The sequence below is a fragment of the Streptomyces sp. NRRL B-24484 genome (assembly GCF_000717715.1).
Taxonomy (GTDB): Bacteria; Actinomycetota; Actinomycetes; order Streptomycetales; family Streptomycetaceae; genus Kitasatospora.
On sequence record NZ_JOAI01000087.1, the window covers coordinates 1 to 11,755 of the forward strand.

The window sequence follows — 11,755 nt, forward strand, 5'->3', positions numbered from 1 at the left end:
ACCGACGCCAGCGCCAACCCCACATCGTCCGCGGCTACTTCCACGGTTCGCAGGTCCGCTACACCCTCGACGAGAACCAATTGAGTTTCTGATCAATAGCACAAGGGGACGAAGCTCGGAGGGTGTGATGGCGAAGCGCAGAACACAGCAGGTGGGTCAGTACGACGCGCCGACCGGATGGCAGCTGTGGCACCACCCCGATCTCGAGTCGGACGGGTGGGAGTGCCTGCTGTACAGCGACAGCAACCTGCTGGGGACTCCTGAAAACATCGGCCCGTTCACCCTCTACACGACCGGGATCCCGGCCGGGCAGGGCGATCAGCCCACCGGACAGCTGGTCCTGCGGATCCCGCACGCCGACTCGCAGCGGCAACTCGGCGCGCAGTGGTCGCTCCAGGACGCGACGAGACGCGGCAAGCTGTGGCTCGGAGCCGGCCCCGACGAGGAAGTCGCCGCACTGCTGAGCCTGAGCCTGAATATTCGCCTGCGCTCCGGCGGCCTGGTGCGCCGCTTCCCTCACGGCAGCGACCCGGCGGGGGTGCCGGAGATGCACGGGCACCACGTCCCCGGCATGGTGCCCGCGGCACCTTACCGGATCCAGCTGCCTGCACTGCGCGGCAGCCTTCAGCCGATCGGCCCCGGCTTGGAGTTCCTGGCCGGGTACTCCAGGCTGGACCCGACGTCGGCGTTTGTCCTGGCGAAGGCGGCACGCCAGTACGCGGATGCTCTCTGGGTTGCGGTCAGCGATCCCGAGCAGGCTTGGCTGCAGCTGGTGACCGCGTTGGAGGCTGTTGCCGTCCATGTGCAGGCCGAGGCCGATCCGGTGGAAACCTTCCGACAGGAGCAGCCGAAGGCCGCCTCCGTCATCGAGGCGCTGGACGGCGGCCAGGATGCGTTGCCGAAGGTGGCCAAGGAGTTTGCCAGACTGCTGGGCGCCGGCCGCCGGGTTCGTGACTTCGTGGACCGCTACCGACCCGAGGTTCCCGAGCACCGCCCGCAGCGCCCACAGTGGCGAGTCGACTGGACTCAGCTGGACACCGCGATCAAGAAGATCTACGGCTTCCGTTCGAAGTTGCTGCACGAAGGCCAGCCACTGCCACCCGCCATGGCAGTGACCTGCGTGGAGACGGACGACAACGGGGCGCTCGCCGAGAGCCCGAGCAACGACACGATCCATGGCTCTGGCAACGCAGCATGGGAGGCCGGTGCGGTGCCCATGCACCTGTGGATGTTTGCTCACATCGTCCGCGGGTGCCTGCTGAACTGGTTCACCGAGCAGACCGCCGTCGATGAACCAGGCGGTGCTCTCGCCAACTGCGGTCCCAATGCTGAGACGCTGCTGGCTGGTTGAGAGCCCTCACCCCTCGGGACCGGCCACGCCCGCTCCACACCTGGATCGCGCCCAAGTAGACGGACGCTCCTCCGGCCGACCAGCAACGCCGGAAGGCCGGCGCCCACGCGTGACCGCTCTGAGAGGCACATCACACTCGCCCAGATCGCCGCAGGCGCATGCTCCCGCTGCTCATGCGTGGGTGGCGGCTCGGACCTTGGCGGTGTCGACGCGACCGTCGGTGATGTACGGGTTCTGCGAGGCGGCGAGGCCGAAGAGGCCGTAGATGTTGGACAGGCTCCGGTAGGCATCGGTCTCCGGAGCACCGTCGGCCACCCACGCACGGGTCCACACGTTGCTGCTGGCCTGATACTGGAGCCCCAGCAGCGGGAACTGCGGATTGTGCCCCGGGGCCAGCCGCCGGGGGCGCTCGCCGACGAACTGCTCGGCCGTGATCCGGTGCTCCCAGGGACCGCTCGCGAGCGGGAGGAGGAAGCGGTCGACCCAGCGGAAGTACTCCAGGTTCATCTCGGACAGCGCGATGACGTTCAGCTGCTCGGCGCCAGCCATCCGGTCCATGGCCCAGCACAGCATGTCCTCGGTGGCCTTCGCGGCCGCGACGACGCTTCCGTCGGCCCGCACGTACAGGGCCCGCCGGGAGTCGGCGATGAGGAGCCCGCCCTCGTGCGGCTTCGGCGGTGCGTAGGAGGAAACGAAGTTGAAGCCGACCTCGCCCCGCAGAGAGTCCTGGTTCATGAGCCGGTGCCGGATCCCGTCGGGCCGGTGGAGCTGTTCCAGGAAGTCGGAGAGCGGGGAGGACGGGGTGGACTGCCAGAACAGGACCGGGGCATCGTCCGCGCCGAGTACCTCAGCCAGCTCGCGGCGGCCCTCGGCAGGGTCTACCCCTGGGGCGGTCACAGCCACGGCCGGCGGTCCCGAACGAGCCTGGAGCGTGGTGTTGATGAGGTAATAGATCTGGTGCGCGTTCACGAAAATGGTCTGGTCGTCGTGTCGGACGGGGACGCACCAGCCCTCGGTCATCCTGTCGTTGTCCGAGATCATCTTGCGGACCAACGCGTAGCGGGCCTGCTCGGGCAGAGCCTCGACCTCGATAACGAGGTACCCCGTCTCCTCGCTGCCTGGGGCGCTGTACCAGTTGAACGAGAGCGCGACCGGCGGGTGCACCAGGTCGCCGACCACGTCCCGGTACGCCTGCAGCTTGACCAGCGTCCGGGGGAAGTGGGTGAGCTTCGTTGCGACGTCTTTGGCCTCGGCCTCCAACGGGACGGTCTGCACCCCGCAGACGATGATGCCGCCCTGCGCGTTCGCGAAAGCGGCGACGTCTTTGGCCAGCTCGAACTTCCCCTTCTCCGTGTGCAGAGCGTAGGGCGTGGTCTTGAAGTCGAGCCAGGCATTCTCGGCTGTGCCGAGCAGACGGTCGGGGTCCCCTTCCACGAGCGCGGAGACGACATCGGTACGGCTCTGCAGCGACATACGCCAGAGCCTAGAGGGTCGCGCGGACGCCACGCTCGACCGCGCAGTCGGTGACCGCAGGCCCGCCGTCATCGCCCGTCGCGCCGTGACCAGTGTCGTGGCCGCAGTCGGCTTCCTGCGGCGGCCGCCGCTCCGGCGAGCGGCAGGTGGACGAGCGTCATGCGGGACGACGGCACGAAGCAGTGGCCCCGACGGCAAGCCGCAGGGCCGCAACAGGCGGTCAGGGCATGCGGAGGGTCTGTCCGGCCAGGATGAGGTCGGGGTTGTCGCCGATGGTGTCGTAGTTGACCTGGTAGAGGGCGGGCCATCCGGCCGCGGACCTGCAGGGTTTGGGCGATGGCGTCGAGGGTGTCGCCGTCCTGGACTACGACAGTGCTGGCGGCGTCCGCCGGGCTCGTGTCGGCGGCAGTGTCCGGTTCGGCAGCCGCCGTGTTCTGGTCGGCGTCCAGCTGCCGGGCGGCGGATTGCTGCGCCGGGCGCGGGGTGGGCACGGTGTGGTGGCCGGTGGAGGGTCGTCCGCCGGCGCGGGTGCCGCAGATGGGCCAGGGGGCTAGTCCGCGGCGGGCCGCAAGGTGTTCGGCGACAGCGATCTGCTGCTCGCGGCTGGCGAGGTCCGGGCGGGCCGCGTAGGCGGTGCCGCCATTGGCGTGCCACGTTCGCTGGTCGAACTGAAGGCCGCCGTAATAGCCGTTGCCGGTGTTGGCGTGCCAGCGGCCACCGCTCTCGCACGCCGCGACCCTGTCCCAGTCGACGCCCTGCCCGGCGGCCGGTGCGGCCCCGGCGACCGTGCCCGTGGCGGCAGGCGCGGAGTGCACGGGGGCGGCCTGTGCGGGGGCGGCGAACGCGGTCCACAGGCCCGCTGCGCAGGCGAGGGCGAGGAGTAACTGCAGGATCCGGTGGGCGAGCGACACGACGGGCACGGCGGAACTCACTTCCCGAGAAGTCGGCGATCGGGCGGCCAGCGCCCCGGGGGCCCCGCCCTTCCAGCGATCGCACACACCGCGGCCGCCGCCCGGCCGACACCCCGGGAACGTCACCCGCCCGGCTGCGCGGCGCCACCCGTGCACCGCACAGGGCCGGGCAGCCTCGACCGGCCGGCGGCGCGGCCTCGCGCCGCCTCGTCCGGCTGCCGCACACCACGTCGGAGGATGCTGCCGGAACACGTGCGCGCCTTCCCGGCCCAGGGGGAGGTCGGTCGTATGGTCGCGTTAGCGAGGCGATGTCCGCCCCGTCCCGTGGTGCCCGGCCCGGCCCCCCGGGGCGGCCGGGCCGCGTCGTGCCCACCTGCCCGGGCTCGCGAGACCGGCTGCGGCCGTCTACGCCCCCGCAGCCCACGCCCCGCCGGGGCCGCTCACGTCCACTGGACACCTGGTGGCCCGCTGGCCGGAGCAGCACCCAACCGCCTCGCCCCGCGAAGCCGGGCCGTCTCAGCGCTTCACACGGCTACGCACGGCGAGGGCGGCCAAGCCGAGGAGGACGGGTTCGCCGATGCGCGACGCCATCTCGATGACGGTGCCGGGCAGGGTGAGGTTCTGGCCGCTGGAGCGGAACACCACCGAGTTGACCACCACCAGGGTGGCCTTCTCCGCCCGCGCGGTGGTGGCTCGCTTGTTCCAGGGCAGGGTGAGTACGGGGTCGGGGGTCTTGGTTGTGACCTTGACGGTGCCGGCGCTGTAGGTGCCGGTGGCCTGTGGGTCGGGGGTGTCGTTCGGCAGCCCGAACAACACCATCAAGAGCAGCGTGGTGCCCATCGCCGCGACCAGCCACGACAGCGCCCGTGAGGCCCGTAGCCCGTACCCCGATGCCAGCCAATACACCCCCAACAGGCGCCGCTCCGCCCGCGGCCGCAGACGGTCGTGGCGGCGCATCTCCATCTCGCCGTAGTAAAAGTCCGCCGCATCAGGCTCGTTCCCGGCCTCCTCGAACGCCTTCCGCAACTGCTGATACACCCCCACCAGGTCGTCCGGTCCAGGCGTCCGCTCCGGTGTCCCGTGGTGCGGACCCGCCGGCCACCCACGCCCCGCCCGCCCACCCACCTGCGCGCGCCAGTGCTGCTCCTCGGCGAGGACCTTGCGCCGCGACCACCGTGCCGGGAGCGGGCCGCGGCGGCGCCAGCCGGCCGGCGGCTCGGCGAAGCGGCAGCCGAACCCGATCTGGATCTGGTCGAGATGGAAGGCACCGGTGAACTGGCACCGGCTCAGGTCGACGTCGGTGAGAACCAGATGAGCTGCGTCCACGCCGTCCAGAGAAGCCAGCCGCACGCCGGGATCAGGTGCGTCAGCGGCGAGGAGACTCTCGTCCAGCACGGTGCCATTCGATGGTGCGAACGGGACTGGCCAGGCCTGCAGCGCCATCGGGGCGGCCAGCGTTGCGCGACTCAACTGCAGCGTGGAATACCGCAGACGCAGCACCACCGAGCCCTCGAAGGCCGTGCGCTCACACGTCACGGACGGGGAGGCTGCCTCGATCGTGACCTGTGTCCCGGTGAACCGGGCGCTGTCGAAACTGATCGATCCCGCACAGGTCATGGGCCCCAGATGCTGCAGGCCCTCGAAGGTGGCTGAGTCGAACCGGGCGATGTGGGCGAAGGTGGCTGAGGTGAACCGAGCGGTGTGGGCAAAGGTGGCCGAGGTGAACCAGCCAGTGTAGGTGAAGGTGGCCGAGGCGAACGAGGCGTCGCCAGCGAATGTTGTCGAGGTGAACGAGGCAGTCCTAGTGAACGTGGCCGACGCGAACTGGGCATTGCCGGTGAAGGTGGCCGAGGCGAATTGGACGGGGTTAGCGAAGGTGGCTGCGGTGAACCAGGCGTTGCCGGTGAAGGTGGCCGATTCGAACGAGGCATCGCCGGTGAAGGTGGCCGAGTCGAACTGGGCATCGTCGGTGAAGGTGGCTGTGTCAAACCAGGCGTTGCCGGTGAACGTGGCCGATTCGAACGAGGCTTCACGGGTGAAGGTAACCGCGTTGAACCAGGCGTCGCCGGTGAAGTCGGCCGAGCCGAACGAGACCTCGCCGGTGAAGGTGGCCGAGACGAACGATGCGGTCATAGCGAAGGTGGCTGCGGTGAACCAGGCGTCGCCGGTGAAGGTGGCCGCGTCAAACCGGGCGTTGCCGGAGAAGGTGACTGAGTTGAACCGGACGGCGCCGAAGACCGGCTTTCCGGTTGCAGGGTCGGTGCAGGCGTTGCGGATGTCGTTCAGGAGGGATTCGTCGATGGTGGTGCCGCGTAGGTCAAGGTTGCTGCCAGCAGTGAGCGTCGCAAGGTGGGCAGCACGGTCCGCGGCCGACAGATGGGCGAGGCATCGCCCGCCGGGAGCGGCGGGTATGCCCGGGCAGCCCGCCGGGTTGGCGGTGGAGACTCCATCTCCACAATGGGGCCAGGGATACACGGTCGTACTGGGTGCGACGGTCATGACGGTGTTCTAGCCGCTCCCGCCGGACAAGTGGAAGAGATCGGCAAGCTGTGACAGATCCCGGAAGGAGTCGCCCCAGACCGTTACAGCGCCGAGAGTCCGCGAAACAGCTCCTCGAGGACGGGGACGGAGGACGCTGGGGAACTGTTCGAGGACAGTCATTGTCCATGGGCGTTCGTGCTGATCAGGGTTGGGTGATGTGAGCTGGGCCGATCGGTCTCGGGTGATGGCTGTCGTTGGTCGTCGTTGGTCCGGATCCTCTAACCGCCGCTGCTGCGGCGGTGTCGTCGGGTTGCCGCGGACCGCACTCGGCACCCGCGGCAGGGCAAGGCCACCGGGCGTACACGGGAAGGAGCGTGGGGCGGGCTCACGGCCCGCCCCACGGAGCGAGGTCCAATACACCTGTCCGCCGCCCAGAACGCCGGAGGCCGCCACCCGTGCGGTGGGTGGCGGCTTCCGGTGGCTTCTCAGGGCTGCAGCAGCCTACCGCCGCCCGACCGGCTAGGCCGGGACGCCGGGCCTACCAGTCGAGTGGCGGGCCGAGGTAGTCGTCGCTGTATGTGTCCCCGGCACGCTCGTCGGGGTCCCAGCGACCGAACACCGGCCCCCGGCTGCCCCGGGGCATGCCCTTGTCGATGCAGGGGTCACGACGCGTGGCCCGCTGCTGGGTGGCATCCCACCGCTCCGGGAGGAGGTGCCCGCCGTGGCAGTCAACGCCCCCGCAGTGCACCCCCACAGGGCCATCGTCGTGGCTGTTCATGCCCACTCCACGCCGTGCTCGGCGAGCTGCGCGAGCTGCCCCGGCGTCAGCTTCGCCCGCCTCGCCTTCGTGTTGTTGAGGAATGCCCCCAGCCCCACGGCCACGATCTGCACGTTTTCCTCCCCGCCGGGGCCGGCCACCGTGACCTCGAGCGGCTCTTTGTGCGGGCGCGGGACCCGTGTATGACCCTCTCGCTCGACGAACTGCGCGAGAGCCGCCAGGCCCTGGGCGAAGCGGTCCGCGCGGGACACCTTCGGCTTCGCCTCCGCCGCGGCCTTCGCGGCCACCAGCTCCGGGTCCGGCTCGACACCGATCGCGGTCAGCAGGTCCTGCTGGTCCTGCTCCAGGCCGGGCCAGCCGGCGCGCTGCGCCACGACCCAGCGGCCGAGCTGCTCGCCCTCGAACACCCTCTCCTCCGGCAGCTGCGCCCAGTCGACGCGGCCGTCGGACTCCAGCCACCACATCCGCGCCACCGAGTAGGCGCGCTGCCAGACGATCGGCCAGGTGGGGCACCAGAACGGGTCGATCTCCTCCAGCGCACGGCGTCGCTCCGGCGCCAGCGCCCCCGGCTCGCCCACGGGCACCTGAGCGGCGGCCCTCAACTCCGCGAGCCACGTCCCGATTGGGTAAGACCCGATCGAGGCCCGCGCCGGAGCAGCCAGAGACGAACCGTGCTCCTTCGCCCAGACCCGAGCCCAGGCCACGCCGACCTCGAACCGCGCATCCGACACTGACCAGATCATCCCCAGCGCATCCAGCATCTCCACCCGATGACGCGCCAATTCACCCACCGCATGCTCAGAACGTCTGTCCGACACCCATTTGCCAAGCGGAAAATTACCCTCCATCCCCACCATTTCCGAATAGGGAACGTCGAGCCCACCCGTCTCCTGGAACCAGCGCCGAGCGTGATTGATACCCTCCCGCCAGTACTGATTCTCCCCCTTCAACACCCGCGAAGCGATGAACAACGCAAGCACGTTCTCATCCACCGGAGACTGGAACCGTACGGGCAATGTGAACGCACCCGACCCACCCTCACCTGACCAGCCCTCACCAGGCAATCCGGCAGCCTCGGCGCTGCGCCCCTTGGTGCGCTTGCCGGACCGCTGCGGCACTGCGAGGGCCTCGACCACGCGGGCGTCGTGGCTGCGGAGCGCGGTGAGGATCTTGACCAGGGGACCGTAGCTGTCCGACTCCAGAATGTCCCCGGGCTCCTCACCGGCCGCCAGGAAAATCGGCACGATAAGGCTTGCCGTCTTGCCCTCGCCAGGCTTGATCCGCAGGGCGCGGCCGATGGCCTGGACGATATCGACCATGCTGCCCCGGCCGGTTAGTACGACCGAGTCTGCATTCGGAATGTCCACTCCTTCGCCGAGAATACGGCACTGGGACACGATCCTGTGCTTGAGACCGTCGTCCTCCTCACTCTCCCCGAACCCGCGGATGACGTCCTTGCGGAAATCCACGTCGTGCTCGCCGGACAGCCACTGCGCCCACACTTCGGCCGGGTATTTCTGCGGATTCTCGTGGTGCATCTTTTCGACGGTCTGGTTCAGCGTCTCGGAGAAGTAGCGGGCTTCGAGCGTGCGGTTGTGGAAGGTGATGCACCGCTCCAGCCCTCGCTCGACGACGGTTTTGATCAGGCCGGCCTGGATCGCGGCGAGGTGTGCGGCCGGCACCTCGTCCTCGCTCCCGTCGGGGGCCTCGCCGACGCCCGGCCCCCAGGGCACGCCCTGCCGCTCGGCGCCGTCGCGGTCGGCGCGCGGTTCGCGCAGCTCCAGCACCACCACCTCGAACGGCGCCAGCAGCTTGCGGTCGATGGCCTCTGCGAGGCCCAGGGTGAACACCTGGGGGCCGTAGAGGCGCTGGTCGTCCATGGACACCGCGAACTCCTCCGGGAGCGGCTGGTGGGCGTCCTCACGCCGTTTCATGGCCGCGCTGGGTGGCGCCCAGATCCGGGGCGTCGCGGTCATGTAGAGCCGCCGCTCGGCGGGGATCTCGCCCTGGTCGTGAACGACGGTCCAGGACTTCTCGATGCTGCCGGAGGAGCGGTGGGCCTCGTCGCAGACCATCAGGGCCAGCGGCGACAGGATCTTGCCCTGGCGTTCGGCCCAGAACCTGTAGGCGTCCGCCACGGCGCCGACCGAGGCGTACGTGGCGAACAACGTGACCGGCCGGCGGCGAGCGGCCGCCTGGTCCAGCCACATGCCGATCATCAGCGGACTGGTCGTCGCCCTCACCCCGTAGGGCAGCTCGGAGTCGATCAGCGAGCAGATCGTGTACACCTCCCCGGACCGGCCCACGGCCCGCCAGGAGCCGATCATCTGCAGCAGCAGATCCAGCGTCGGCACCACCACCAGCACCACCCCGTGCGGCGCCAGCCTCTGCCCCGCCGCCGCCCCGACGAACGACTTCCCGGAGCCGGTGGCCATCTGCACCGTCACCCGCAGCCCACCCGGCAGCACCGGCTGCCCCGGACGGGGCGTCAGGCCCCGCACAATGGCCTCCAGCGCCTCCTCCTGATGCCCCCGCAGGGAGACGCCGCCGACAGGCCGAGCGGCCGTCAGGCCGGGCTTCACGATGCTCACGAAGACGGACTCCTCTTCGACGTTCCATCGACACACCCGCAGGCACCCCGCCCGCGGGCCACAGTTCCCCGCAGATCGTGCCCGCATCCGCGGCTTTGCCGTCCGCTGAGGTGCGTACTCCCTCCGCGGGCGGGGACGGGATGCGTCGGCGGGCGCGGGCGGCGGCTTCCCAATCAAGTCGGCAGGCGCTGGCCTGGTCGGCAGTCGCTCTACCAGTTGCGGTAGATGTCGCGGCGGTTGCCCGCGGCGAGGACCCAGACGATCAGGCGGCCGTCGTCGACGGTGTAGACGATGCGGTAGTCCCCGACCCGCAGGCGCCAGCGCGCGTTGTGGCCCTGCAGGGCCTTGATGTCGAAGGCGCTGGTGTCCCCGTCGTCCAGTGCCTGCTGCAGCTCGGTGAGGCGGCGCAGGATGCGCAGGGCGTCGGGCCTTGGGATCTTGAGCATGTCCCGCTGGGCGTGCGCGGTGAACCGCGTGACGTGCCCCACCGGGGTCAGTCCCGCCGCTCGCGCAGCAGCGCGGCCATCTCCTCCAGGGAGACCGACCCCTCCAGGCCTTCGGCCTCGGCTTCGTCGGCCAGCCGGTTCAGCCAGGCCTCTTCGACCTCCTCGGCGAGCCTGCTCAAACGCCGGTACTCCCGGACGTCGAGCACCACCGCCTCTTCCCGGCCCCGCCGGGTGATGATCGTCGGCGTCTCGTCCTGACGGGCTCGGTCGAGGACATCGGCCAGGTGGCTGCGGACCTCCGCCATGGAAGCAATCACAGGCTCAGACATGCAACAAGCGTAGCAGATGTACATCTGTTTCATGTCGTGATCGCAAGAGCCCGCCCACCCCCTGCTGCCTGCGCGCCTCCCGCCGGCCCCGCCTGGGACGCCCTAGGGTCGGCCGCGGAACCGGTTGAGCCGGATTCACCTCCTGACACCGCGGTCCGGCTGCTCCCTGCGCAGCCGGACCGCGGTGTCTCCCCTCGGCCCAGGCCGCCCCTGCTCCGGCCAGACCCAGCTGGGCCCTGGTGCTCGCGGGTGAAGCGTCGCCGACGGGCGGCGCGTTACTCCCGCCGTCGGCCGCCAGGGCCGTAGCGTCCCGGGTGAAGGGGTGGGCTCACCGGCCGTTCCCTCTTCACCGGCCCGGCCGCCCCTGCACAGGGCGACCGGGCCGTACGCGTGCCGTCCGCAGCTCGGCGTCATGGTCCGTGCGCGGACCATAAACCTCCTGGTCAAGGCGCTGTACCGCACGGTTCGGGTGATCTAGCATTCCGGCACGGCGGCCCCAAACTCCCCCCGGTCGGGGCCGCCTTCTGACCGCCCCGGGACAGCGGCGCCCGGAGGATCGGGCCGCGACCGACCGAACACCGTTTTCGGGAACCGGACGAGTTACCCGGGCGTGGATTCCCGCCCGGCCCCCACCCGGCCTGGCACGGTTTGTCCCATGCCCGATTCGTTTCTCCTGATCCTTCCGGTCTTCGTGCTGCCCAGGTGCGCGACCTGCGGGCTCGACACGCAGGGCACGCGGGCGAAGCCGGGCGGCACGGTGCGCTGCACCGGCTGCAGGACGATGCGCCGGGTCCCGATGGACCGGCCCCTGCACGGGCCCGACGACCCGACAGCGACCGTGCCGGTGAGAGGCCACCGCCCGAAAGCCCCATGCACCACACCAAGCCCGGCGCAGACGCCCTCACCGGCCGAGCAGCGGGCATGAAGGACAGATTTGGTGCACCGCTCGCCCAGCTGCGCGAGCGCATGCAGAACGGCACCAGGGGCCAAACAGTGGGGACGCCGCTGGTGCGTAATGGGCGGATCCTGGCCGCCAGCGCCGTTGTGGCCGCAGGCCTCGGCGCCCTGTTCTGGCTGCTGGCCGCCCGCTGGTTCACCACCGCCACCGTCGGCCGCAGCTACGCCCTCCTCTCGGCGGCGATGCTGCTGGCCACCCTCGGCTCCCTCAACCTCGGCGACGTCCTGGTTCGCTTCCTGCCCACCGCAGGAGAGCGCAGCCGCCGCCTGGTGATCCGCTGCTACACGATCTCCACCGCGACCGGCGCCGCCGTCGCGGCCGGCTTCGTCCTCCTCGCCCCGCAGCTGGCACCCGGGCTGACCGAGCTGCGCGAACCCTGGTCCGCGATCCTGTTCATCACCGCGACCTCCGCCTACACCGTCTTCGTCCTGCAGGAC

General features: G+C 70.2%; 7 protein-coding genes and 1 pseudogene. 2 read left to right on the top strand and 6 right to left on the bottom strand.

Annotated elements, in window-relative coordinates:
* Positions 1-127: 127 nt before the first annotated feature.
* A complete protein-coding gene (locus IE98_RS0140655) occupies positions 128-1,351 on the top strand; it encodes a hypothetical protein (RefSeq protein WP_030277665.1) in 1,224 nt (407 codons plus the stop codon).
* 171 nt (positions 1,352-1,522) lie between these two features.
* Here IE98_RS0140655 and IE98_RS0140660 read toward each other — a convergent pair whose 3' ends face one another.
* The 6 genes from IE98_RS0140660 to IE98_RS0140685 all read right to left on the bottom strand — a co-directional run bounded on the left by IE98_RS0140660 (position 1,523) and on the right by IE98_RS0140685 (position 10,360).
* Positions 1,523-2,824 (bottom strand): helix-turn-helix domain-containing protein, encoded by a 1,302-nt coding sequence (locus IE98_RS0140660; protein ID WP_030277667.1) that lies wholly within the window; start codon positions 2,822-2,824, stop codon positions 1,523-1,525.
* 68 nt (positions 2,825-2,892) lie between these two features.
* A complete protein-coding gene (locus IE98_RS52450) occupies positions 2,893-3,744 on the bottom strand; it encodes a transglycosylase family protein (RefSeq protein ID WP_324605852.1) in 852 nt (283 codons plus the stop codon).
* 507 nt (positions 3,745-4,251) lie between these two features.
* Entirely contained in the window at positions 4,252-6,234 is a 1,983-nt protein-coding gene (locus IE98_RS0140665) for a pentapeptide repeat-containing protein (RefSeq protein ID WP_078661697.1), read from the bottom strand.
* Positions 6,235-6,990: 756 nt separating this feature from the next.
* Complete coding sequence (locus tag IE98_RS0140675) at positions 6,991-9,585, bottom strand: DEAD/DEAH box helicase (protein ID WP_159401243.1); 2,595 nt, start codon at positions 9,583-9,585, stop codon at positions 6,991-6,993.
* A 209-nt stretch (positions 9,586-9,794) separates the two neighbouring features.
* The gene (locus IE98_RS0140680) at positions 9,795-10,073 is read right to left on the bottom strand and encodes a type II toxin-antitoxin system RelE family toxin (RefSeq protein ID WP_030277675.1); all 279 of its coding nucleotides are present in this window, start codon (positions 10,071-10,073) and stop codon (positions 9,795-9,797) included.
* A 5-nt stretch (positions 10,074-10,078) separates the two neighbouring features.
* Entirely contained in the window at positions 10,079-10,360 is a 282-nt protein-coding gene (locus IE98_RS0140685) for a type II toxin-antitoxin system Phd/YefM family antitoxin (protein ID WP_043176302.1), read from the bottom strand.
* 921 nt (positions 10,361-11,281) lie between these two features.
* Between IE98_RS0140685 and IE98_RS0140690 the strand changes: the two are divergent.
* Positions 11,282-11,755: pseudogene (locus IE98_RS0140690) on the top strand (oligosaccharide flippase family protein); the annotation flags it as partial.

Coding starts and splice junctions, on each gene's coding strand:
- IE98_RS0140655 (WP_030277665.1), top strand. CDS start 128: ATGGCGAAGCGCAGAACACAGCAGGTGGGTCAGTACGACGCGCCGACC.
- IE98_RS0140660 (WP_030277667.1), bottom strand. CDS start 2,824: ATGTCGCTGCAGAGCCGTACCGATGTCGTCTCCGCGCTCGTGGAAGGG.
- IE98_RS0140665 (WP_078661697.1), bottom strand. CDS start 6,234: ATGACCGTCGCACCCAGTACGACCGTGTATCCCTGGCCCCATTGTGGA.
- IE98_RS0140685 (WP_043176302.1), bottom strand. CDS start 10,360: ATGTCTGAGCCTGTGATTGCTTCCATGGCGGAGGTCCGCAGCCACCTG.